The organism is Syntrophotalea carbinolica DSM 2380 (assembly GCF_000012885.1).
Classification (GTDB): Bacteria; Desulfobacterota; Desulfuromonadia; order Desulfuromonadales; family Syntrophotaleaceae; genus Syntrophotalea; species Syntrophotalea carbinolica.
In genome coordinates this window covers 1,465,574-1,489,051 of sequence record NC_007498.2, presented here as the reverse complement: position 1 = coordinate 1,489,051, position 23,478 = coordinate 1,465,574, and the positions used below count along the sequence as shown (strand labels likewise).

The 23,478-nt window shown below is 54.7% G+C and carries 21 protein-coding genes; all 21 read right to left on the bottom strand.

Annotated features, from left to right (window positions below; all coding sequences use genetic code 11):
• Positions 1 to 274 precede the first annotated feature (274 nt).
• The gene (locus tag PCAR_RS07170) at positions 275 to 1,177 is read right to left on the bottom strand and encodes a glycosyltransferase family 2 protein (RefSeq protein WP_011340991.1); all 903 of its coding nucleotides are present in this window, start codon (positions 1,175 to 1,177) and stop codon (positions 275 to 277) included.
• A gap of 44 nt (positions 1,178 to 1,221) precedes the next feature.
• A complete protein-coding gene (locus PCAR_RS07165) occupies positions 1,222 to 2,487 on the bottom strand; it encodes a polysaccharide pyruvyl transferase family protein (protein ID WP_011340990.1) in 1,266 nt (421 codons plus the stop codon).
• A gap of 31 nt (positions 2,488 to 2,518) precedes the next feature.
• The gene (locus PCAR_RS07160) at positions 2,519 to 3,331 is read right to left on the bottom strand and encodes a lipopolysaccharide kinase InaA family protein (RefSeq protein WP_158447409.1); all 813 of its coding nucleotides are present in this window, start codon (positions 3,329 to 3,331) and stop codon (positions 2,519 to 2,521) included.
• A 17-nt stretch (positions 3,332 to 3,348) separates the two neighbouring features.
• Positions 3,349 to 4,401, bottom strand: coding sequence for a lipopolysaccharide heptosyltransferase I (gene waaC, locus PCAR_RS07155; RefSeq protein ID WP_011340988.1), 1,053 nt, complete (start codon positions 4,399 to 4,401; stop codon positions 3,349 to 3,351).
• A complete protein-coding gene (waaF, locus tag PCAR_RS07150) occupies positions 4,398 to 5,429 on the bottom strand; it encodes a lipopolysaccharide heptosyltransferase II (protein WP_011340987.1) in 1,032 nt (343 codons plus the stop codon). The genes waaC and waaF overlap by 4 nt, the downstream gene beginning before the upstream one ends.
• 175 nt (positions 5,430 to 5,604) lie before the next feature.
• Positions 5,605 to 5,802: a Trm112 family protein gene (locus PCAR_RS07145; protein ID WP_011340986.1), complete on the bottom strand. Its 198-nt coding sequence runs from the start codon at positions 5,800 to 5,802 to the stop codon at positions 5,605 to 5,607.
• A 5-nt stretch (positions 5,803 to 5,807) separates the two neighbouring features.
• Entirely contained in the window at positions 5,808 to 6,881 is a 1,074-nt protein-coding gene (gene lpxK, locus PCAR_RS07140; protein WP_011340985.1) for a tetraacyldisaccharide 4'-kinase, read from the bottom strand.
• Positions 6,878 to 8,173 (bottom strand): 3-deoxy-D-manno-octulosonic acid transferase, encoded by a 1,296-nt coding sequence (locus tag PCAR_RS07135; protein ID WP_011340984.1) that lies wholly within the window; start codon positions 8,171 to 8,173, stop codon positions 6,878 to 6,880. Before PCAR_RS07135 ends, lpxK begins: the two co-directional genes overlap by 4 nt.
• A gap of 23 nt (positions 8,174 to 8,196) precedes the next feature.
• Positions 8,197 to 9,936 carry an ABC transporter ATP-binding protein gene (locus PCAR_RS07130; protein WP_011340983.1) on the bottom strand — a complete coding sequence of 580 codons (1,740 nt, stop codon included), beginning with the start codon at positions 9,934 to 9,936 and terminating at the stop codon, positions 8,197 to 8,199.
• Positions 9,933 to 11,111, bottom strand: a complete 1,179-nt coding sequence (gene lpxB / locus PCAR_RS07125; RefSeq protein ID WP_011340982.1) for a lipid-A-disaccharide synthase — start codon at positions 11,109 to 11,111, stop codon at positions 9,933 to 9,935. The genes PCAR_RS07130 and lpxB overlap by 4 nt, the downstream gene beginning before the upstream one ends.
• A gap of 9 nt (positions 11,112 to 11,120) precedes the next feature.
• Positions 11,121 to 12,215 carry a DegT/DnrJ/EryC1/StrS family aminotransferase gene (locus PCAR_RS07120; RefSeq protein ID WP_011340981.1) on the bottom strand — a complete coding sequence of 365 codons (1,095 nt, stop codon included), beginning with the start codon at positions 12,213 to 12,215 and terminating at the stop codon, positions 11,121 to 11,123.
• Positions 12,216 to 12,441: 226 nt separating this feature from the next.
• The gene (locus PCAR_RS07115; protein WP_011340980.1) at positions 12,442 to 13,392 is read right to left on the bottom strand and encodes a Gfo/Idh/MocA family protein; all 951 of its coding nucleotides are present in this window, start codon (positions 13,390 to 13,392) and stop codon (positions 12,442 to 12,444) included.
• Positions 13,389 to 14,159: an acyl-ACP--UDP-N-acetylglucosamine O-acyltransferase gene (gene lpxA, locus PCAR_RS07110; RefSeq protein WP_011340979.1), complete on the bottom strand. Its 771-nt coding sequence runs from the start codon at positions 14,157 to 14,159 to the stop codon at positions 13,389 to 13,391. The genes PCAR_RS07115 and lpxA overlap by 4 nt, the downstream gene beginning before the upstream one ends.
• A gap of 4 nt (positions 14,160 to 14,163) precedes the next feature.
• Complete coding sequence (fabZ, locus tag PCAR_RS07105) at positions 14,164 to 14,607, bottom strand: 3-hydroxyacyl-ACP dehydratase FabZ (protein ID WP_011340978.1); 444 nt, start codon at positions 14,605 to 14,607, stop codon at positions 14,164 to 14,166.
• A gap of 4 nt (positions 14,608 to 14,611) precedes the next feature.
• Complete coding sequence (gene lpxD / locus PCAR_RS07100; protein WP_011340977.1) at positions 14,612 to 15,643, bottom strand: UDP-3-O-(3-hydroxymyristoyl)glucosamine N-acyltransferase; 1,032 nt, start codon at positions 15,641 to 15,643, stop codon at positions 14,612 to 14,614.
• A gap of 17 nt (positions 15,644 to 15,660) precedes the next feature.
• The gene (locus PCAR_RS07095; RefSeq protein WP_011340976.1) at positions 15,661 to 16,176 is read right to left on the bottom strand and encodes an OmpH family outer membrane protein; all 516 of its coding nucleotides are present in this window, start codon (positions 16,174 to 16,176) and stop codon (positions 15,661 to 15,663) included.
• A 105-nt stretch (positions 16,177 to 16,281) separates the two neighbouring features.
• Positions 16,282 to 18,537 (bottom strand): outer membrane protein assembly factor BamA, encoded by a 2,256-nt coding sequence (gene bamA / locus PCAR_RS07090; protein WP_011340975.1) that lies wholly within the window; start codon positions 18,535 to 18,537, stop codon positions 16,282 to 16,284.
• 73 nt (positions 18,538 to 18,610) lie between these two features.
• Positions 18,611 to 19,294, bottom strand: coding sequence for an ABC transporter ATP-binding protein (locus PCAR_RS07085; protein WP_011340974.1), 684 nt, complete (start codon positions 19,292 to 19,294; stop codon positions 18,611 to 18,613).
• The gene (locus PCAR_RS07080; protein WP_011340973.1) at positions 19,287 to 20,540 is read right to left on the bottom strand and encodes a lipoprotein-releasing ABC transporter permease subunit; all 1,254 of its coding nucleotides are present in this window, start codon (positions 20,538 to 20,540) and stop codon (positions 19,287 to 19,289) included. Before PCAR_RS07080 ends, PCAR_RS07085 begins: the two co-directional genes overlap by 8 nt.
• Positions 20,541 to 20,599: 59 nt before the next feature.
• Positions 20,600 to 22,084 (bottom strand): lysine--tRNA ligase, encoded by a 1,485-nt coding sequence (lysS, locus tag PCAR_RS07075; RefSeq protein WP_011340972.1) that lies wholly within the window; start codon positions 22,082 to 22,084, stop codon positions 20,600 to 20,602.
• A gap of 132 nt (positions 22,085 to 22,216) precedes the next feature.
• A protein-coding gene (prfB, locus tag PCAR_RS07070; protein WP_011340971.1) for a peptide chain release factor 2 occupies positions 22,217 to 23,312 on the bottom strand; the annotation gives its coding sequence in 2 pieces (ribosomal slippage) (positions 22,217 to 23,242 and positions 23,244 to 23,312; 1,095 coding nt in all).
• Positions 23,313 to 23,478 lie beyond the last annotated feature (166 nt).

The following is a 23,478-nucleotide window of genomic DNA, read 5'->3' as shown; positions in this document are numbered from 1 at the left end:
GAACCTGATTTTCCTCTCAACCTTTGCATCCCGCTCATGTACTTGAGGTATCGATCGCAGCTTGCCGCCATAAGGTCAGCGAATACCACTCACCCCGTGCTAAATCAGGCGCCACACGCCACCAGCTTTTATCCGACAACGGGGTTCAAGCGCAACTGAAGATCGAATAAAAAGCATCCGCAAATGAACGCATCACGAACAGTACGGGAAAAACAAGCTATCATAGGGGCAAAAAATCGTTCTGACAACCGTGATTTTATCGTTATGGTGTCTTTTATTTGCCCAGGCACAGCAAAAACTTCAACAGATACGAGCCCTTGAACAAACAGCGGGGGGAGGTTTGCAGTGCCTGCGCATAATAGGCTCGGGCCCGGGCATGATTGCCAGCCAGGTAGTGTGCACGAAACAGGCGTAAGCAGCGGTTGGCTCGATACATGGAGCGCAGCTTCATTTGCTCGGGGGTCAGCCGGGCGGGATCAAACAGCGCATCGACGGAACGTAGACCGGTTTCCTCGATACGATCGAGATTTCCCCGCAAGCTGGCGGGATGACGTATCTTTTCGACCAGCACCTGGGGAATCGCCAACGTATCGCAACGAGCGATCATCTGTCCGAAAAAGACCACATCCTCGTTGACATGAATACCTTCGGGAAACCGAAGCTCCCCCAGAGCCGCCTTGCGAATGACCACGGCTCCGGTGGTGAGACTTTTGAGATCTTTCCGCAGAAACCGCCGAAAATTTTCCGTCCGGTCGGAACTCAAATTTCCCGGAAGTTTATCCGTTGACACCCCGGACTGCGCGACCGAGCGGTAACCGCCGAAAAACATCTCGCCGTCAGGATGCTGAGCCACAGCCAGACGCAGATGCTCAAGGGCATTGGGGGCCAGGCGGTCATCGGAATCAAGGAACCAGATGAAATCCCCCCTGGCCTTGGCAATACCATGATTTCGCGCAGCCGCGGGGCCTTGATTGGATTGATGCAAAAGGCGCAGGCGACCGACGGGTAGCTTGTGTTTTTGCATAAAGGTCTTGATAACGTCGCGGGTATCGTCCGTGGAACCGTCGTCGACAACCACGATTTCGTAATCCTCGCCGGACTGATCGAGAATGGAAAGCAGACATCGCTCGATATAACGACCGTAATTGTAGGTGGGAATGATAATAGACCATTGCATTGCAAGTATCCCTTGCCGGTTGAACAATCTGAATTATCGAAGAGTCAGCGAAGTGAAGGCAAAATCGCCCGAATCGCCGATTGTTCCATGGCGCGGGCACTTGACAACAGGCGTGCATGCACGGCCTGCGTGGATACGGGCGTTTGCAGCAATTCGGTTAATTGATCGAGCCTTCGGCCACGCAAGCGGCGATCCCCGATCTCTTCCGCGTACACGTAATAGTCCAGAGCATCGTACATGCCGTAGAATACCTGCCGTTTATCCCTCCAGGCGAACACGTGGCCGCTGTTGATATTGTCCTGTTCCGAAACTACCGCCTGACCGATGCACACCGCGGGAACCCCCAGACGCCAGGCATTCACACATACATGATAGGTATCGGAGATCACCAGTTCATAACTGCCAAGCATCCGGTACAGATCGCCGGGAGTCGGCGGCGTCGGATGGTTCACAATCTCCAAACCGGGAAACCGGAAACGAACCTTGTCGCGCATGCGCCCGAAACCCTTGGTCAGGCCCCACGGCAACCATTGTCCGCGCTTACCCAACCTGCGACACAGATCGCGCGCAAAACGTGCCATGATTCCGGGATGGCATTTATTGCGCCCGAAAAAAACACCGACACGGCCGGTGTCGGGAACAATAGGATTCTGCCGATCGCTGCAGGCCAGCTCTTTTAAATCCTCTGGCAATAACACCAGGGAACAATCGCACCCCAGATAACTCGCAGAATAGTCGTTGCGCAGTTCGGACACCCGGGCCGCCGAATAAATATCCCGCATCTTGATCTGTTCGGCACGCCGAAAAAATCGTTGCGCCTCTGGTCCGTAATCGTCGGCGCTATAATGCGCTGAGCGATTATGGAGCAAGTTACCGCCGAAAACCAGGACCTTCGACCAGACCTCTGCGGGCGCGTGGCGTAGAAAATAGTGATCCCTTACCAACGCAAGAGCATCATCGGCATGATCGACCAGGCCGATTTTTACCAGGCGTCGCGCAGCCGCCACATGATAATCCGCACTATGCAGAAAGTCGCCCCAAAACACGATCCGGTCACTGGAGAAAACATCTTCCAGACGATTGCGAAAATTCTGGTAGGCAAACGGCAGGCTCTGCCGGATACGCACTTCCTTTTGCAGCTCATCTCCAGCTTGTGCATGCAACTCATCGGCGGTGTAAAGCTGATAAAAGGTTACCTGATCGGCAAACCCATGCCGACGGCTTAATGCATGGAAAGCGAGATCGACACTGGCCATGCCGGGATTGGGTTTGGGCGCAGGTGCGCATATAACGCTGATTTTCCGAGTCATGCACCCCCCAATGCTATGCATCGTTCAGGATTTAAGGTAATTCTCCGCGGCGACGGCGACGCGCCAGCAACTTGATATCGTGTCGGGCAATACGGGCCGTCTTGGCCAGAACAGCCTTCACCAGCTTTCTTTCCGGAACAGTCAGGTGGGAATGACCGAAATAAGCCGACAGAAACCGCAACCGATCGGTTCGGCTCAGACAGCTCACGCGACCGGCGGCATAGTTAAGTTGAGCCAGATCCTTGATACGAAAATGACCGGCACGCAAAGGATTGGACAAGACCCGCTGCAGATCGATAAGATGCAGTACATCGTCGGGACCAAGGAAGAAATGGCTCAGATAAAAATCCTGATGATAGAGGCCATTCTCATGCAAACGGCGAGCAAGCTCCCCCAATTGACGAATGAAACCGCGCTTGCGTTGGCGCTGCTCCCGGGATAAAGCCCCGGAAAATCCTGTGTTCAGCACCTGATCCAGCGGAAGGCAATCATACAACTCTTCGGTCATGCTGAAAGAACAGGTTTCAATCCCCAGTAGGGGGCGTTCACCAAACGCAACAGCCATCACCGTCGGCACGCCGACAGCACGCACCTTGGCAATATTGCGCCACTCGCGAAGCGCCCCGCGAACCGGCAGACGCAGACGCGAGATCCCCTTTAAAAATTCAACCCAGTGAAACCGGTTACGCTTGAGAAAAAAAGCCCGCTCGCCGATCTGCAAACGCACAGTGGAGCGACCCCGCTTATGGCAGATATGCGTACCTCCCGCATATCCCATAAAATCATTAAAACGGGTAAGACCGGCGGCCTCGAGCGCGGATCGGGCTTCCTCGGTGACAGTCATACTGCCTGTGCCATAAATCATTGTTGGCCCTGTCTTTTGAGTTGTTTGCGTGTGGCGTCCAGCACCTGGTTAACGGTAATGCTATGTCCGCATTCCGCATCCCTTGGACATGATTTCTGAAGACAAGGCGAACATTCCAGGGGACTCTGCAAACGTATGTGAAGTGGCCCACGCGGCCCGTTTCGGGATCCGTCCGTCACTCTGAAAATCGACACGGTAGGAGTGTCGAGGGCGGCAGCAATATGAATCGGACCGGTATCGCCTCCGATCACTAAATCGGCTCTCTCCAGGAGCGCGGCAAGTTCCTGTAAAGTGCCGCGCGGCCAGATCACGGCCTGTCCATCGGTAGCCCGGTAAATGGCCTCGGCGGCGTCACGTTCGGCCTCGTTGCCCCATATCAATACCGGTCGCAGGTTATCTTCCGTACAGAGCGTGCGAGCCAATCGCTGCCAGGAATCAAGGGGCCAGAGTTTGGTTTCCCAGGTCGTTCCGTATTGCAGGACAACCAGCGATGGGCCATTCATATTAAATGAACCGAGCTGCTTCTCCACCGCTGTACGTGCCTGAGGTGTCACGTGCAAAGGCCCCGCCGCGGAACGCGCATTGCCGACAGGAAACGCCTCGCGTGCCACCGCCAGGGAACGATCACTGATATGATGGTCGGCGGCAGTCAATACAACCCTGCGATTGGTCGCAAGCAGGTTCGGCCATTCCCGCACGCCACTGAAAGAAAATCCGTACCGCCGGGGAGCACCGCATAGCAAAGTAAAGAGACCACTTTTACAGTTCCCCTGCAAATCGAGAACCATATCGTAACGCTCGTTACGCAACTCGTGCACTGTGGACTTAACGCCTGCGAGAACGGATCTCCAGCCCTCGCGCCGCCAGCGCTTGAGTCCAAGACGGTAAACCCGCCGCAACATCGGGTGGCCTTCGATCAGCGGTGCGAAGCCTTCTTCGACCAACCAGTCGATCTTGATCTCCGGATGGGCCTCCTTGAGATAGGCGAGCACCGGTAACGCATGCACCACATCGCCCAGGGCACTGATTTTAACAATCAGCACTCTCATGAGACATCTCCCAGGAGCTGACGTGCAGCGGTCAGTACATCTTCGGGCGAAATGGCCCGCATACAACGATGATCGGTCGGACACTGCCGGAGCAGACAGGGGGCGCAATCGATGGATTTACGTACGATGCGACAATCCTGAGTCCAGGGTGAAGTGGTGGTATGATCGGTCGGGCCGAACACCGCCACGATGGGCACATCGAAAGCAGCCGCTACGTGCATAGGCCCCGAATCGTTGGTAATCATCAGCCGACAGGCCTCCAGTACCGCCATCAACTGCCGCACGGATGTTTCGCCAATCAGATTCAGTGCCGGGGCACGCATGGCCTGCGCGATATCCCGGCCGATTTCCTTCTCGCCGGGTCCGCCGGTCAACACCACCCGCAAACCGAATTCCTCGACAAGACCATCGGCAACCGCGGCGAACCGCTCGGGCAACCAACGTTTGGCGGAGCCATAAGCGGCACCGGGATTAATGGCTACCCAACGATCGTCCCCGAGAGTCTCCCTTACCCAGGACTGCTCCGCCTCGCTGCACGCAAGACGCAGGCGACCGTCACCCTGCCCCGGGCAGATATGGCCAAGCATATGACGGTAATATTCTGTATGATGCAAACGTTTCTGCTCGGCCCCCACGGCGACACCGTGGGTTAAAAGTAAACGCCGCGCATCGGTGCGGTATCCGACCCGTCGCGGTATGCCGGCCAGAGCAGCCATAATGGCCGCTTCGATGGCGTTTTGCAGCAAAACGGCCATATCGAAGTTTTCCCTACTGAGTTGCCGTGCGAATTTCCACAATCCGGCAAACCCTTTGTGAGGCCCTTTTTTGTCGTAAACCAGCACACGATCGCAATAGGGGTGCCAGGTAAACAGTTGAGCCACCAGAGGATTGGCAACAACGACGATTTCAGCGTCGGGAAAGGCCTTCCTAAGATCGGCCATAGCCGGCGTGGTCATGACGGCATCGCCAACCCAGTTGGTCGATCGCACCATGATACGCCGAATGTTTTGAGGATCGATCGGTTTCAAAAAACAGCTACTCCTTTATCAGGGAATGCATCGTAGGCACCATGAAAGTACAGCGAAATAACGAGGTACTTTACCACGGAAAAGACAGAAAACACGATGGCCATGACAAGCCATTCAGGCCTGCACGACCATGCGTTCAACGCCTGAACCAAGCTGGACCAGCTAATTCATGGGGTCATCGGGGATTTTCGACTTTGTCACAGTCTTCCAGAGGCTGGGCTTCCTCAACCAGCATCACGGGGATGCCGTCCTCAACGGGATATTTCAGGCAACACCGATCGCAAATCAGCGACTCGGGAGCCTCCACCTGACGAACCGCACCCTTACATTGCGGACAGGCAAGAATTTCAAGTAATTCCTGAGATATCGCCATACAGATCACCTCTGATTGCTGATAATGGGGGATAGCTTTTGTTCCAGTTGACCAGTTTCAACAAACATCAACCGCAACGGCACCTGAAAACAGGGTAACGGTAATGTCATGTGCGCCAACTTGACGGCGTCTTTTTCCGTGGTAATAAAATAATCCCCCGACTTTGCCGCATCCTTTAAAAGGATCGCCGCCCGCTCATCATAGGCGGCATGATCCGAAAAATGCAGCGTCCGGGTCAAAGTTAAACCATGGCTTTGGAGCTCACGAAAAAAACCCTCGGGCTCGGCGATACCCGCAAAAGCGATGCCACGCAGCCCGGCCAATTCCCGCAGACTTCGAACTTCGCCATCCAGATCGACAGCGCTCTCTTCCAAAATATGCCGGCAATGCACCACGGGACCGGGCACATCCGCTGTACCGGCCAAATCTTCCGGACAGCGCGTCAAAACAAACAGGTCACCCCGCCTCAGCGCAGAGACTGGCTCGCGCAAAAGCCCGGCCGGCAATACCTGCCCATTACCGAAAGGCCGCAAGGCATCGAGCAGTACCAGGTCAAAATCTCTGGACACGGCCAGATGCTGAAAACCGTCATCCAGCAACACCACCTCGGCACCGAGATTTTCAACCGCATGACGCACCCCTTGAGCACGATGCGGCGCGACGATAACAATGGCTGCGGGATTGCGACGGGCCAGCAACCAGGGTTCATCGCCGGCCTGCTGAACATCGAGTATTGGACCCTGCCCGGCGCAGACAACACGCAGCGCGGCCCCTTTGCCGCCGGCATAACCGCGGCTGACAACCGCCACGCGCTTATCCAGCGACCGGCAATAGCGGATCAGGTAATCGACAACCGGCGTTTTCCCGGTCCCCCCCACGCTCAGATTACCGACGGAAATAACCGGAACATCCGCACAATAGGCATCAAACCAGCCGATGCGGTAGAACAAGGCCCGCAGGCGCATGACTGCACCATAAAGCCATCCCAGCGGCAGCAAAAATGCAAAGATCAGCCATTCCAGCGGGGAACACGGACCCTTGACTGCCAGATGCCGATAAAATAGAGCCAGCTTTGTCATACTTCAGCGCTCAAAACACGCCGGATAACCTGCACCGTGCGTTCCGTGGCGCCGGTATGCTGCAGCAATAGATCGTATCCGATCGCGCCCATCGTCTTTCTGGCTTCAGGATCGGTCAACAACCGCACCAGTTCATCAACCAGCTCCTGTTCCGCGACCATTTTGCCGCCACCGGCCTCGGTCAACAACCGCGCGATTTCACGGAAATTCTGCATGTGCGGTCCGAACAACACCGGTTTTTTCAACAACGCCGCTTCCAGGACATTATGCCCGCCCACCGGGGCCAGACTACCCCCGACAAATACGACATCCGCAGCCGCATAGAGTTTCAACAACTCGCCAACGGTATCGACCAGCAGGACAGCCCCATCCTTCAGGACATCGCCATACTTATCCAGCGAAGTACGCACGACCCAGGTCAGCCCATGGCTGTCGAGCAACTCTCCGACCTCCTGGGCCCTGCCGGGATGCCGCGGGGCCAAAACCAGCGTCAAGGCAACGCCCTGTCTTCGAACTTCATGGAAGGCATGCAGGATTTTCTCTTCTTCGCCGGGATGGGTACTTCCTGCCACCCACACCAGTGTTTCCGTGGATAATTTGTAGGCAAGCCGTAATGCTTCGGGCGTCAATGCCCCGACCCCGTCACAGGACATGTCGAACTTAAGATTGCCCGTAACGGCGACATGCCCCTCGCTGGCACCGAGTGCCAGCATACGTTGCTGATCCTGCCGGGTCTGCATACACAACGCATCGAACCGATTCAGAATGGCCCGCAGCAAAAACCGTACTTTGAGATAACGGGGAAAGGACCGATCCGAAATCCGCCCGTTGACGAGTACCATGGGGATCGAGGCCCGCTTGGCGCACCGCACCAGATTGGGCCAGATTTCCGTTTCGACGATGACGACAATATCAGGTCTGATCTGCCGCAAGACACGCCGCACCGCCCATGATATATCGAAAGGGAAAAACAGGCTCAGATCGACTTCGTCGATATCGCAGGCAATGGCATGGCCGGTTTCCGTAACGTTGGTAAGGACCAGGGCATGTTCGGGATAGGTCTGTTTAAGGGCACGAATCAAAGACACCGCGGCGCGGGTCTCCCCTACGGAAACGGCATGCAGCCAAAGCACCGGACGCCCCTGTAAGGGGGCCAGACGATGAGGGGCATACCAACCGAAGCGTTCGCGAAGACCTTTCCGGTTTTTGCCTCCACAGAATCTGCGCAACAGATACCATGGGATTAGAACCGTGGCTGCGACAAGCCAGATCAGATCGTAAAGCAGGTACACTCCACCCTCCCCTTAAACCCTACTCAATCCCGGTCGGCGAATTGCATCTCATACAGACGCCGGTAAAGACCGTCACCGGAGAGCAAATCCTGATGGCGACCGATTTCGCGAATACGGCCACCCTCCAGAACCACGATCTTGTCGGCATGCATGACGGTGGATAGCCGATGCGCGACAACGATGGTGGTACGGTTGTTCATAAGATTGACGAGAGCTTTTTGCACCGTTGCTTCGCTTTCGGTGTCGAGGGCACTGGTCGCCTCGTCAAGCAGTAGAATCGGCGCATCGCGCAAAATGGCGCGTGCAATGCAGATGCGCTGGCGCTGGCCGCCGGACAGGCGGACGCCCCGGTCGCCGATAACCGTTTCATACCCATCGGGCATGGCACGCACGAACTCGTCCGCATAAGCCTGCCTGGCAGCCTCTTCGACTTCGGAATCGCTGGCTTCGGGACGACCGTAACGGATATTATTCCACACCGTATCGTTAAACAAAAAGGTTTCCTGATCGACCAGGGCCATGCTCTGTTTGAGGCTATCCTGGGTCAATTGACGGATATCGTACCCATCGATATGAATGGCACCCTGTTGCGGGTCGTAAAAACGGTTCAGAAGGCCGATAACGGTCGATTTACCGCCGCCGCTCGGACCGACCAGGGCCGCAATTTCCCCGGCCCGAATCGACAGATTAAGATCATGCAGCACCGGCTCATCACCATACGAGAAACCCACATGCTCAAAAACGATATTCCCGACAGCTCTTGGCGCCTGTATGGCATCGGGCTGATCGGCAATTTCGGGAACTTCATCCATGAGTTCAAAGACCCGCTCCGCGGCACCGAGTGACCGCTGGATGGTATTGCTTACCTTGGTCAAACGCTTCATGGGGGCATACATCATGAACAATGCGGCGATAAACGCCGACAAATCCCCCTGCGTCATGGCTCCGTCGCTGACCCGGCGGATACCGTACCAAAGAACGGCGCCGATGCCGAAGGACGAGAGGATCTCGATCACTGGGGTGGCCGCCGAATCGTACTTCAGAACCTTACGGATAAAATGATAGAAACGTTTGTTCTCGGTTCTGAACCGCTGACATTCCCGATCTTCGGAGCCAAAGGCCTTGATGACTTTGATGCCGGCAAGACTCTCCTGCAGAACCCGGGTCAAGGTACCCATGGTGCGTTGGCCCCGCCGGGTGTTTTCTTTGATACGTCTGCCGATGACACTTGCGGGAACAATGGATACAGGCATCACCAGAAATGCAATGGTGGCCAAACGCCAATCGCTCTGAAAAGCCACGAAAGTCAGCCCCATAAGGGTAAAACTCTCCCGCAGGCCATCGACCATGACATCCGCGGCTGATCTCTGCAGGGCACCGACATCGTTAAGGATGCGAGACATCACGTTGCCCGTGGAACTGCGCGAAAAGTATCCCATGGAGAGATTCATGGAATGTCGATAGAGATCATTACGGATATCCTGCACCACCATCTGACCGGCAGTCTTGATAAAATATTCCTGGATATAACGCCCGCCTCCCTTGCAAACAGCCAGACCAATCACGATGATCGGTACCAGATTGGCCAGACCTCTGTCGGCCGCCATCAGCACATCATCGACAAAGGGCTTCACCAACTTGGCGGTTGCCACATCCACGCCGGAAACCACGATAGATGCGAACATCGCCAGAAACACCCGGGGCAGATAAGGCTTGGAATAGCGCCAAAGGCGCTGATAAAGTTGTTTAGGATTGTATTTCAAACCATACGCTCCTTACCTGGAATCTCACGGCAAAGCTCCGAAACCATACGAGCTACCCGTGCAGCGCAACCACCCTCTCCCATCCGCTGTTGAACGGTGGCGAGGCCGCCGCGTATGCTGCGGTTGTACTCGGCATCTGTCAGTATGGCGTCAATCTCCCGTGAAATCATGGCCGGCGTCGCGTCTTCCTGAATGAATTCTTTGACCACGCCCCGGCCTGCCACGATATTGGCAAGCCCGATGTGGGGAACCCGGATCAAACGTTTTCCAATAGCGAAACTAAGCGGTGCCATTTTGTAGACGATAGCCATGGGGGTACCGACCAGAGCGACCTGCAGGGTAACGGTACCGGATACGCTAATGACAGCATCACAAGCATTTATGACATCGTAAATAGGCTCGTCGACCACGGTGACAGGCAGACCGTAGGGAGCCACAAGAGCTTCGATGTCCTGACGGCGGAAGCTGGAAGCTACCGGCAGCAGGAATTGCGCATCGGGGTGTTTCTCCCGCAACTTGACCGCCGACTGCAGAATGGTTTCGGCGATATACTTAAGCTCGTTTTTTCGGCTGCCCGGAAACAGGCCTATCACCTGCCGGGCGGGGTCAAGACCCAGGCGCCGCAAAAAAGCATCCCGCTCGCAAGTGATGGCAAACTCATCGAGTAACGGGTGACCGACATACTCGACATCGATATCCAGCCCCTGGTAGAGTTCAGGCTCAAACGGAAAAATGGCGGCCAGACGATCGACCACCGAAGCGATGCGGCGCACCCGCCCGCGCCGCCATGCCCAAACCTGCGGACTGACATAATAAAGCACCGGCACTCCGGCCTTTTTTGCCTGAGCGGCCAGCAACAGATTGAATTCCGCAAAATCGATAAGAACCAGGGCATCGGGTCGCTGCGGCCCGTGCAAGATCTTCTTCAATTTTCGAAAAGCACGCCATATGGTCGGGAAATGACCAAGCACCTCGACCAACCCCATGACCGCCAGATCTTCGCCGGGGATCAGAATCTCGCACCCGGCTTTCGCCATGCATGCACCACCGACGCCGAAGAAAGATAAACCGGGGTCCACCTTGCCTGCGGCCTCGATAAGATGGGCGCCATGCAAATCGCCGGAAGCCTCTCCGGTCACGACCATAATGCGTCGCGGTTGTTTGACTTCATGCATGTCGCTCACCTAAAGGGCAGCCAACAAGGTACGGCAGATGGTGTCAATCTGTTCTTCCTTCAATTCCGGATACATCGGCAACGACAGAACCTCTTTGGCAACCTGCTCCGTAACCGGAAGCGATACACCGGCGCAATCGGCGGCAAAAACCTCCTGCTGATGAAGCGGCACAGGATAATAGATGGCCGACGCAATGCCTTGTGCCGTCAAAGCTTTCTGGATCTTTTCGCGATCCTTGACGCGAATGGTGTACTGATGGAACACATGGGTGCCGTCCCCGCTTACAAACGGCACCGTCACGCCGGAACCGTCCAGGCGCGAACTGTAATGGCCGGCATTTTCACGGCGTAACCGGTTATAGGTATCGATATATTTCATTTTGGTGCGCAAAATCGTCGCCTGCATGTCATCCAGGCGGCTGTTATATCCGACAACGGCGTGATAATAGCGCTCCCGGCTGCCATGATTGCGCAGCATCTGGATATTTTCCGCAAGCTGGTCGTCATCGGTGACGATCATGCCGCCATCGCCGTAACAACCGAGATTTTTACTCGGGAAAAAGGAAAAGCAACCGAGATCCCCCCAGGAGCCGGTCATGCGTTCTCCATAGGCAGCACCAAACGACTGGGCACAATCCTCTATCATCTTCAGATTATGCTTGTCACACAACCGGGCAAGACTCTCAAGATCGGCGGGCTGGCCGAACAGATGCACCGGAAGAATGGCTCGAGTACGGGGGGTCAACGCATCTTCGATTTTGCTCACATCGATGTTGAAGGTGGCCGGATCGATATCGACGAATACGGGCTTGGCGCCGACATAGGCGATAGCCTCGGCGGTGGCGATAAAGGTAAACGCCGTGGTAATCACTTCATCACCGGCACCGATGCCCGCTGCCAATAACGCAAGATGCAAGGCATCTGTCCCGGAAGCCACACCGAAGGCATGCCGCACACCGCAATATGCGGCTATTTCCCGTTCAAGCGCACGGCCCTGGGGACCGAGAATAAACTGGCTGGACTCAAGCACATCGAGCAAACCCTGGCAGATTTCTTCCTTGATGCTGTTGTATTGCCCTTTAAGATCAACCATAGGTATGGACATATCTAATCCTTTTGAAAAACCCTCTGCCTGTAGGTCAGAACATGGGAAGACAAATTTTAAAAAACCTCCGGCACGGCTCGACACGCGAAGCGGACAGGTGTTATATGGCTGTGCAGCGAGGCAGACGCTCATATGCCCGAGATGAGAGCATAATCCTCACTCAATGATAAAAAGGCGAGGTCTGACACAGGTCCCCGCCTTCAAAACCATCATGGCAAGCCAAACATCAACCTGGAAGCATGCCACCCAGGTGACTGCTGATCTGCAGAGCCACGTCAAGAGCACGACGGCCATCCTCGCCGCCGACAACGGGTGAAGTCCCGTTCCTGACGGCACCGATGAAAGCCTCGATCTCATCCAGCAGGGCATCACTTTCGGCAAAACCCTTTTCCTGCATGGTGATCCCGGGCAACCCTGGCAGATTCATGCCGACGCCACCCTTGCGACACACCGCGATTTTCCGTTTCTGATAATCGATGGAGAAATATCCGTCCGGCTGGAAGACGCGCACCTTGCGCATGGCGTCCCGGCTGACCCGGCTGGCGGTGACGTTGGCAACACATCCGCTGGAAAATTCAAGGCGCGCATTGGCGATATCGACCTCTTCGGACAGCACAGGCACCCCCGATGCGCTAATGGAGGTGAGATCGGCCTGAACCATGTTAAGAATGATGTCGATATCGTGAATCATCAGATCGAGAACCACATTGACGTCGGTCCCACGACCGCGAAAGGGTGTCAGCCGATGCGATTCGATGAACATGGGCGTGTGCAGTTCGCCGTTGAGCGCGACAATGGCCGGATTAAAGCGTTCCAGATGTCCGACCTGCAATACAGCCCCGTTCTGCCGCGCCAGGGCGATAAGCTCATCCGCCTCGGCTACCGTTTCGGTAATCGGCTTTTCCACCAGCACATGGCGACCCGCATTCAAAAAGTCCTTGGCGACTTGATAGTGCAGGCGAGTGGGCACGACAATCGACACGAGATCGACCCGCTCAAGCAGCTCGCGATAGTCGGAAAAAGCGCGACACCCCACCTCGGCCGCAACATTCTCTGCCGCGGCCTGATCGACATCGACCACACCGATTAACTCAACGCCGGGCAGTGCCGCATATTTCTGGGCGTGAAAACGCCCCAGATATCCCACACCGATAACGGCGGCCCGCAGTTGACTCATCGTGCAACGCCCCTTTCGCTGGTTCGTATAAAATCGACAAATGCCTTGATTTCAGGAGCATCCGAAATTTCGGCGGAGATCCGGTCGAGGGCTTGTTCCTGACGAAGGTTACTACGGAACATCAGCTTGTAAGCCTGTTTTATGTCCCGCAAAATTTCATCGGAAAAGCCGCGCCGTTTCAGACCGACAAGATTGATCCCGGCGGCCTTGGCCCGGTCCCCCTGCGCGATGATGTAAGGAGCGATATCCTGGGTAACCATACTTCCGCCGCTGATCATGGCATGGCAGCCGACACGGGTAAATTGATGTATGGCGGACAATCCGCCGAGAATCGCCCAGTCATCTACCCGAACATGCCCGCCGAGGGTAGCGCCGTTGGCGAGAATGACCCGATTGCCGATGATGCAGTCGTGGGCTACATGCGTGTAAGCCATAAACAGGTTGTCGTCGCCGACCACAGTCTCAAGGCCGCCATCTTCCGTACCCCGATGCATGGTGACAAATTCGCGGATGGTATTGCGGTCACCGATACGCAAGCTCGACTGCTCGCCATGGAATTTAAGATCCTGAGGATCAGCACCGATGGACGTAAACTGGAAAATACGATTATCCCTGCCGATATCGGTCCAACCTTCAATAACGGCATGCGCACCGACACTTGTACCGGCGGCGATGCTCACATGGGGACCAATCACCGCGTAGGGACCGATTTCAACGCCATCTTCGATACGGGCACCATCATGAATAATTGCTGTTGCATGAATCATGCTGTCAATCCTGAGAACGAGGTGCAAAGACCGCTTTCAACTCCGCTTCGGCAACCAGGTTGCCATCGACATAAGCTTTTCCGCTGAAAACAAACAGACCGCGCCGACTGCTGAGAAGTTCCAGCTGCAACTGCAAAACGTCGCCGGGGCCTACCGGCCGACGAAAACGCGCCTTATTGATACCGGTGAAATACGGCACCTGATCGTCTTTATCTCCGGCTGTGATAGCGGCAACCGCGCCACCCACCTGGGCCATGGCCTCGATGATCAGAACCCCGGGCATGATGGGATGACCCGGATAATGACCCTGGAAAAACGGTTCGTTGATGGTGACATTCTTGATGCCGACGGCCCTTTTACCCGGTTCCAGATCTTCGATGCGATCCACCAGAAGAAAGGGGTATCGATGCGGCAGCAGTTTCATGATATCAAGAATCTCGAGGGTCATGCGGTTACCTTTCCTTGATAAGCTTTTCCAGCTCTTCAATACGTTTTTGCAGATTGCTGACGGTTTTACGCATTGCCGGCAGCGATCGCATACTGGCCGAGGCTTTGAGCCACTCCCGATGAGGCATGGTAGGCGTTCCGGAGAAAACCTGGCCAGCCGGCAGATCGCTGATGATCCCGCTCTGCGCACCGACCATGGTATTATCGCCAATCTTGAGGTGCCCGGAAACACCGACCTGACCGCCAAGCGTACAGTGATCGCCGACTTTGCTACTGCCGGCGATACCGACCTGCGCAACCAGAATGGTATCTTCTCCGATGCTGACGTTATGGGCGATCTGTACCAGGTTATCGATCTTGGTGCCGCGCTTGATGAGAGTCACCCCCATGGCTGCACGGTCGATACAGACATTGGCCCCAACTTCCACATCGTCTTCAATGGCGACGATTCCCACCTGGGGGATTTTGTAATAACTTTTCCCGTCGGGAGCAAACCCGAATCCATCGGATCCGATCACCGCTCCAGGCTGCACCACAACGCGATTGCCGAGACGGCATTGTTCACGAACCAGCACGCCGGCATGGACAAGACAATCCTCGCCAACCTGGACATCGTCATAAAGAACAACCCCGGGGTAGAGAATCGTGCCGCGGCCGACACGGACGTTCTTGCCGACGACACACCCCGGATGAACGGTCACATCGGCACCAAGTTCGGCTGAGGGGTCGACCCATGCACCGTCCATAACCCCTTGCGGTGCGGGCCGCTGCGCATGCAATGCCGTGAGTACTTTGGCAAAAGCCAGATAAGGGTTGGCACATATCAGCAAATTAACGCCGGGACATTCAATCCCCGCCTTGACGATAACGGCCGAAGCGGTGGTGTCTTTAAGTTTTGCCAGGTACTTGGGGTTGGCGACAAAAGTGATATCGCCCGGGCCGGCTGACTCAATGGGAGCCATACGGTTCAGGACCACGGATCCGTCACCGACCACCTCGCCACCGATCAGTTCAGCCAATTCATTCAGGGTCGCCATGGCTTCTCCTTTTCCCTTTACTTGCCTTTAAATTGCTTATCGTAGGCTTTCACCACCTGGTCCGTCAAATCGGCACGGTCGGCGGTATAAAGGGTTGTACTCTTTTCAACAATGACATCGTAGCCGGCTTTAGCGCCCATCTCTTTGACAACCTTGGCCACTTCATCAAGAATGCGGGTAGTTGCCTGGCGGTCTTCCTGCTGCAGTTCTTCCTGAGCATCTTTGCCGAAGCGCTGAAAATCCTTAACTTTTTGCTGAAGATCACGCTCTTTGTCGGCGACGGCCTCCTTGGACAATACCATCTTCTGTTTTTCGAAATCCGCATTGAGCTTCTGAAGATCTTTTTGTCGGCCCTGCATGGTTTCCTGGAAAGCCTTGGCTTTTTCGGCAATGTTTTTCTGAGCCGCTTGTCCGGCCAAAGAGGTCCGCAAAACTTTCTGCAGGTCGATGACGCCGATTTTCACATCGGCGGCTGCGGCGGGTGCGGCCGCAATCAACATGGCAACCAACATAAATCCAAAGATCTTTTTCATTTAACGCTCCTTTAAGGTTAAGTGAATCAGCCCAGCTTACTATGAAAGAGAGGGCCGACGAAAAAAGCGCCGGCCATGTATCATACCTGGCCCGTTAAGACCGGGTTAAAAGTTTTTCCCGACCGAAAAATCGAATGCCGAAGGTTCTTCCCATTCCTTGGGACTGAGGTTATACCCCCAGGCGAAGCGCAATGGCCCCATGGGGCTGTTCCAGGCGATCCCGGCACCGACACTGTAACGCATCTCGGAGAACATGGTTTCATCGTCGGCCCAGGCGTTGCCGGTATCAAAGAAGACCAAACCTTTCATCTTCATATCTTTGATGAGCGGAAAGGTAAGCTCCAGGTTGAAAACGGCTTCCTTCACCCCACCGACAAAATCGTAGTCGGTGCCATCATCGTTCGCTTCACGGGGGCCGACTTCGCGGGATTCGAAACCGCGCAGCGAATTCATCCCCCCGAGGAAGAAGCGCTCATCCAGCGGAGCATCTTTCCCGCCCATTTCCTGGATGTATCCCACCTGTCCATGGGCGCTGAAGACCATGCCCCACGGTAGCGGATAAAAGTACCGATGATCGGCGGTGTATTTGATGAACCGCTCGGTACCACCGAGCCCGGCATACTCAATGGCGAGTTCGGAAATATTGCCGCGGCTGGGGTCCGGACGAAAATCGGTGGTGTTGCGTGACAATGAGGCGGTGATGGACGACAGGGTATGCTTGCCCGCCTGCTTCCGGATCGTCCAACTGGCGTCGTCGTCGACATCGGTGATGTTTTTCTCTTCGTAGCGATAGACGAAGAACGTACGGATGTCGTCGGTAATCGGTAACCCGAGTTTGATATCGCCCCCGGTTGTATCCCGATCGAAATCGGTCCATTCCCGTTCGGTATCGTACACGTCGAAACCCAGCGCCAAATCGCGATCCAGAAAGTACGGATCGAGCAAACCGACCCGGTAGACCGTACGACTGCCACCCAAAGAACCGGACAAATCGAGACGCAGGCCGCGTCCAAGGAAGTTATCCTGGGAAACGGAACCCTGCACCATCATGCCGTCGACGGAAGAAAAGCCCGCCCCGATGCTGAAGCTGCCGGTAGCTCTTTCCTTGACATCGATATCGATATCCATCAGCGACAGATCATCACCCTTGCGGGTGGTCAGGTTGACTTCGTCGAAATAGCCAAGATTATTGATTTTACGGCGGCTGTTTTTAATCAGGGAGGCGCTGTAGGTTTCCCCCTCGGCCAGCTTGACCTGTCGACGGATAACTTTGTCGCGGGTTCGCGTATTGCCTGAAATATTAATGCGGCCGATGCGTGCGCGGATGCCCTGTTCGACATCGTAAGTGATATCGACCTGCCGAGTCTGTTCATTAACCTGAGTTTCCGGCGTGACATTGACATAGGCAAAGCCGCTATCGGCATAGAGATCGTTGAGTTTGGACATGTCTTCGCGCATGACCTTGCGGCTGAACACCGCGCCTTTGTGCAGGGTCATGGTCTCCAACAGTTCCTGTTTGTCCTTCAGAAGATCTCCCGATATGTCCAGGTTGCCGGCAAAAAACTGAACGCCTTCTTCTATTTCATACAACAGTTCGATGGACTTTTTGTCCGGCAGCAAATTGACAATCGGACCTTTGACTCGAACTTGAATGTAACCTTCATTGTAGTACTGGTCGGAAAGAATATCCCGATCGACCTTGGTCATTTCTTCATTATAGCCACCGCGGCCGGTGATAAAGGACAGGAACCACTTCTCCTTGGTCAGCATGGCCTTTTTGAGTTCCTTGGCCTTGAATACCGTATTCCCCTCGAATTGGATGTCGGTCACATAAACCTTATCACCCTCATCGATGGTGAACGTGATGGTAGCCTCCTGGCGGTCATTGATATCGACGCTGGCCTCGATCTCGGTGGCGTAATAACCTTCCTGGATATACGCCCGCTTGATGATTTCCGTGCCTTCACGGATGATCTGCGGACGGTAAAATTCGATTTTCTGAGCGTTGACCATTTCGCCCAGCTTATCCGTTTTTATTTCCGAATTTCCCGAAAAAACGATTTTACGCAGCAAAGGCCTTTCACTGACGTTGAACACAAGCACCTGTTTGCCGTTGCGTTCAACAAGCTCGGCGGACACGTCCCGGAAACGGCCGGTCTTGAATATTGCCTGGATATTCCGATCTACGTCCGCAACAGTGATGGGTTTGTCGGCCGAAACCGTCAACACCCCTTCGATATAGGAGCGTTCAACACGGCGGTTGCCTTCGACCACAACCTGATCCACCTGGATGGGAGAAGCCACCCCGGAGACCGGTATCAACAAAAACAGTATCAGCCAGATTATCCAACGATTCTTCATGCAACCATTACTCCGAGCGGGCAAACAAAAGGGTGCCATTATAGGTAAAGATCCATGGGGTGTAAACCCCTATCTAGCCGGTAATTCGGCCATCTGCCATATGCACGACACGATCGAGGCCAGCCGCAAGACGGGCGTCATGTGTAACGATAAACAGAGTAAGTCCACGGGTCTCATGCAGCCTGGACAACAACCGATAAATGCTTTCGGAGGTATTGCTGTCAAGATTGCCGGTCGGCTCATCGGCAAACAGCACCCGGGGCGACCCGACCAACGCCCGTGCGATGGCGACGCGTTGCTGCTCGCCTCCGGATAATTCCCCCGGTTTGTGGCTCAACCGCGACTCGAGGCCAACCTCCGTAAGCAGTTCCCTGGCCGCGGACTTTGCCTTGGCGCGCGACCATCGGGCGATCAGAGCCGGCAGCATGACATTTTCCAGCGCCGTAAACTCCGGCAGCAGTTGATGGAATTGAAAAACAAAACCGAGAGTGCGATTGCGAAAATCGTCAAGCCCAGCCCCCTTGAGACTGAAGATATCCTGCTTATCGTATAGGACATCGCCGCTGGTGGGGCGATCCAGGCCTCCAAGGATATGCATCAGAGACGTCTTGCCTGCCCCTGAAGCACCGACCACTGCAACCCTTTCGCCGGCATCGATCTTCATATCGACATGCGAAAGCACATCAACCCGACGGGTACCGCTAACGAAGCTTTTGCATAAATTCGTAACCTCGATCATAGCAGCCCCCCTACTCATAACGCAGGGCTTCACCCGGATCCATCCGAGATGCCCGCCACGCCGGATATACGGTTGCCAAAAGACAAATGCCCATGGCCATCAATGCCACCGCGGCGACATCATCCATATGAACCACCGAGGGAAAGTGCTCCATGCCATACACCGCCTGATCGAAAATCCTGATATTCAGAGCCTTCTCAAGCCCCTTGATAATAGGATCGGCATTGCTCGCGAGCGTAACGCCAAGCAACATGCCAAGCAGGGTGCCCAGAGTACCGATAATCAAACCCTGGAACACGAAGATGCGCAAAATACTGCGGGAAGTTGCCCCCATGGAACGTAAGATGGCTATATCCTTATGTTTCTCCATGACAATCATGATCAGGGTGGTAGCGATATTGAACGCTGCGACCAGAACAATGATGCCCAGCACAATAAAAAGGCCGAGTTTTTCAAGCTTAAGGGCAGAAAGAAAAGATCCGAACAGATCTTCCCAGGAACTTACAAGATAGGGATACGGCAGGCTTTCGCGCAGGCGCCTGGTTACCGGACGCGACTGCTCAAACGAGGACAATTCGATTTCCACACCGCTGACCTGCTCACGGGTTTCAAGGAACTGTTGCGCCTGAAGCAGGTCGACATAGGCAAAATACGCATCAAGAAAGCCACCCCGGTGCTCCAAGATCCCCACCACCCGAAAGGGTTTCATTTTCGGGATAAGGCCAAAAGGTGTCACATTAAACTTGGGAGGAATAACGTTGACGGTGTCTCCCAGTGCAACTCCGAGCGTAGACGCCGTATCCAGGCCGAGGATAATGCCGGGCAGTCCCTCCTGATCGTCGAACAGAGCGGATTGCACCTGCTCGCTGCGAAAATTCAAAAAAGACTGAGTGAAAACCTTGTTGCCCTTTTCAATCCCCTTGACACTCACTGCAGCGACATTGCGATGCGCCAGCAACATGGCCTCTTTACTGACAAAGGGATTGACGGCGATCGCTTCGGGGACCGTTTGCCTGACTTGCTCGACAAGATCCTTGTATCGAGCAATGGATCCACCCTGTTGTTGAATCAACACATGGGGCACGTTGCCAAGGATCTGCTGCCGAACCCCGTCGTGAAAGCCCGTCATTACTGCCAGCACCACGATCAGAGCAGCCACTCCCAGAGTTACCCCGGCAATGGATATAAACGAAATCACCGAGATAAATGTTTGTTTACGCTTGGCCCGCAGATAGCGCAGACTGACAAACCATTCGTAGCCCATGAATCTCCCGTGGTAGCGATACGGGCAAGCGCGAGAACGCACTTGCCCGGCATAATGATTTATTTGGCTTCAGGACGCAATTGAGGAAACAGGATGACCTCCCGGATCGACGCTGCATCGGTCAGCAGCATGACCAGCCGATCGATACCGATGCCTTCACCTGCGGTGGGAGGCAATCCGTACTCCAGGGCACGGATGTAGTCTTCGTCCATGGCATGCGCTTCATCGTCGCCGGCTTCCTTCTCCAACAGCTGCTTGGCAAAGCGATCTTTCTGATCAATCGGATCGTTGAGCTCGGAAAAGGCGTTGGCCAATTCGCGACCGACGACAAACAACTCAAAGCGATCGACCACCTCGGGATTGTCCTCGTTTTTGCGCGAAAGCGGGGATACTTCGGTCGGATATTGGGTGATAAAGGTCGGATTCCACAATTTCGGCTCCGCCACCTCGTCAAAAAGTTCGGTCAACAGCTTGCCGTAACCGATCGTATCGTCAAAATCCAGACCGAGGCTTCGGGCGTAGGCCAGACACTGATCCTTGTCCTCCAGCACTTCCGGTTCGACATCGCCATACTTGAGAATCGCTTCCTTGACGGTCAAACGATCCCACGGAGCCGTCAGATCCACCTCCCGGCCGCCGTAAGTAAAGGTGAGAGAACCGACCACCTTTTCCGCCACATGGCAGATGAGCTTTTCGGTAAAGTCCATCAGGTCTTCGTAGTTAGCGTAGGCCTGATAAAACTCCATCATGGTGAATTCGGGATTATGCTGAATGGAAATCCCTTCGTTTCGGAAGTTGCGATTGATCTCGAACACCCGTTCAAATCCGCCCACCACCAGACGCTTGAGGTACAATTCGGGGGCAATACGCAGAAACAGATCCATCTTCAGCGTATTATGATGGGTCATAAACGGTCGCGCCGTGGCGCCGCCCGCCACAGGCTGCATCATGGGTGTCTCGACTTCGAGAAAGTCGTTATCCACCATGAAATTACGTATAAGACTGACGATCTGACTACGTTTTTTGAATATCTCCTGGACATCCGGATTTACGATCAGATCGAGATAGCGCTGACGATAGCGCATTTCCACATCGGTCAGGCCATGCCATTTTTCCGGCAGCGGCTGCAAGGACTTGGTCAGCAGACGAAGGGAGTCCGCACGCAAAGACAGTTCGTTGGTCTTGGTACGAAACGGCTTGCCTGTCACCCCGACAATATCCCCGATATCGAGCTTGCGGAACATCTGGAAAGCTTCTTCCCCGACATTGTCACGACGAACGAATACCTGCAGACGACCATGGCGGTCCTGAATCTGTATAAAAGCGGCCTTGCCGAAATCACGACGAGCCATCATGCGACCGGCAAGAGCATAGTGGTGATTGATATTTTCCAGCGCTGCGCCGTCCTGCTCACCATGGGCTGCGACAATATCCCCGGAGGTAGCAGTCACGCAAAAATCGTTGGCGTAGGGATTGACCCCCTCGCCCCGAAACTCGTCCAATTTGGCGCGACGCTGCAGCAACAGATCGTTTAATTCTTCCATGTTTTCCCTTCCTTTTCCTTGCATTTTGTCAAACAAGGCACCTTAAACAATGGCCTCCGGCAAGTCAAGGATAAAGCCTGTCTTTCCCGTAGGTTCAGAGGCGCATTCGTTCCTGCAGGATCGGCTGAAAAGCTACTTGGCCGAAAGGAGATACGCCTCGATAAAACCATCCAGATCACCGTCGAGCACAGCATCAGCATTGCCGGACTCAAAGTTTGTGCGATGATCCTTTACCATCCGATAGGGATGCAGCACGTAAGACCGAATCTGACTGCCCCACCCGATCTCCATCTTTTCACCGGCGATAGCAGATGCTTCCTCTTCTTTTTTCCGCAATTCAAGTTCATACAACCGGGCCTTGAGTTGCTTCATCGCTGTAGCTCGGTTCTTGTGCTGAGAACGTTCATTCTGACACGCGACAACGATACCGCTTGGAACATGGGTAATACGAATGGCCGAATCGGTCTTGTTGACATGCTGGCCGCCGGCACCGCTGGATCGGTAAGTATCGACCTTGAGGTCCTTCTCGTTGATATCGACCTCAACATCATCGGGCAATTCCGGAAAGACAAATACCGAGCAAAAGGAGGTGTGCCGACGAGCATTCGAATCGAAGGGCGAAATTCTCACCAGGCGATGAATCCCTATTTCGGCCCGCAACCAGCCGTAGGCATAATCCCCGGAAACAGTAAGGGTCGCACCCTTGATCCCCGCCTCATCGCCGGGCTGATGATCGGTCAGTTCGGCCTTGAAACCTTTTTTCTCAAAATACCGCATATACATACGCAGCAGCATATCGGCCCAATCCTGAGCCTCCGTACCGCCGGCGCCGGCATTGATACTGAAAATAGCGTCACAGGAATCGTGCTCACCGGAAAGCATGCGAGCAAACTCCATTTTATCCACCCGCCGCTGCAGATCCGGCAACAAAGCGGAGATCTCTTCAAGCGTGGCTTCATCACCGCTTTCGGCGCCGAGGTCTGCCAAAAGCTGCAGATCTTCCAATTCCTGCTGCGATTCACGAAAAGACGTGACCAGCTTCTCAAGACCGGTTCGTTCCTTGAGAATATCCTGAGCCTGATCTCCCGATTCCCAGAATCCGGGACGAGACATTTCAGCCTCTAGCTCAGCGACTCGCTCGGCCTTGGCATCAACGTCAAAGATACCTCCTCAGCTCATCGAGCTTCTTTTTGAGAGAACCCAATATTTCATTAACTTCACGATACATTATTCGTTCTCCTTGAATACGTTCGACAAAAGAGTCAACGCACATGCAAGCGAATGCAAATCACATTACTTCACCTTGGACAAACAACCTCCCTAGCTAAAGGGATTACCGTTAAGGAGGCGCGAGTATAGCGACTTGCCGCGTTCAGAGCAAGGTGTTGTTGCGA

What these genes read in the sequence shown, in the direction of transcription:
- PCAR_RS07170 (WP_011340991.1), bottom strand. Translation starts at nt 1,177, where the DNA reads ATGCAATGGTCTATTATCATTCCCACCTACAATTACGGTCGTTATATC.
- PCAR_RS07165 (WP_011340990.1), bottom strand. Translation starts at nt 2,487, where the DNA reads ATGACTCGGAAAATCAGCGTTATATGCGCACCTGCGCCCAAACCCAAT.
- PCAR_RS07160 (WP_158447409.1), bottom strand. Translation starts at nt 3,331, where the DNA reads ATGACTGTCACCGAGGAAGCCCGATCCGCGCTCGAGGCCGCCGGTCTT.
- waaC (WP_011340988.1), bottom strand. Translation starts at nt 4,401, where the DNA reads ATGAGAGTGCTGATTGTTAAAATCAGTGCCCTGGGCGATGTGGTGCAT.
- PCAR_RS07145 (WP_011340986.1), bottom strand. Translation starts at nt 5,802, where the DNA reads ATGGCGATATCTCAGGAATTACTTGAAATTCTTGCCTGTCCGCAATGT.
- lpxK (WP_011340985.1), bottom strand. Translation starts at nt 6,881, where the DNA reads ATGACAAAGCTGGCTCTATTTTATCGGCATCTGGCAGTCAAGGGTCCG.
- lpxB (WP_011340982.1), bottom strand. Translation starts at nt 11,111, where the DNA reads ATGCATGAAGTCAAACAACCGCGACGCATTATGGTCGTGACCGGAGAG.
- PCAR_RS07120 (WP_011340981.1), bottom strand. Translation starts at nt 12,215, where the DNA reads ATGTCCATACCTATGGTTGATCTTAAAGGGCAATACAACAGCATCAAG.
- PCAR_RS07115 (WP_011340980.1), bottom strand. Translation starts at nt 13,392, where the DNA reads ATGAGTCAACTGCGGGCCGCCGTTATCGGTGTGGGATATCTGGGGCGT.
- lpxA (WP_011340979.1), bottom strand. Translation starts at nt 14,159, where the DNA reads ATGATTCATGCAACAGCAATTATTCATGATGGTGCCCGTATCGAAGAT.
- fabZ (WP_011340978.1), bottom strand. Translation starts at nt 14,607, where the DNA reads ATGACCCTCGAGATTCTTGATATCATGAAACTGCTGCCGCATCGATAC.
- lpxD (WP_011340977.1), bottom strand. Translation starts at nt 15,643, where the DNA reads ATGGCGACCCTGAATGAATTGGCTGAACTGATCGGTGGCGAGGTGGTC.
- PCAR_RS07095 (WP_011340976.1), bottom strand. Translation starts at nt 16,176, where the DNA reads ATGAAAAAGATCTTTGGATTTATGTTGGTTGCCATGTTGATTGCGGCC.
- bamA (WP_011340975.1), bottom strand. Translation starts at nt 18,537, where the DNA reads ATGAAGAATCGTTGGATAATCTGGCTGATACTGTTTTTGTTGATACCG.
- PCAR_RS07085 (WP_011340974.1), bottom strand. Translation starts at nt 19,294, where the DNA reads ATGAGTAGGGGGGCTGCTATGATCGAGGTTACGAATTTATGCAAAAGC.
- PCAR_RS07080 (WP_011340973.1), bottom strand. Translation starts at nt 20,540, where the DNA reads ATGGGCTACGAATGGTTTGTCAGTCTGCGCTATCTGCGGGCCAAGCGT.
- lysS (WP_011340972.1), bottom strand. Translation starts at nt 22,084, where the DNA reads ATGGAAGAATTAAACGATCTGTTGCTGCAGCGTCGCGCCAAATTGGAC.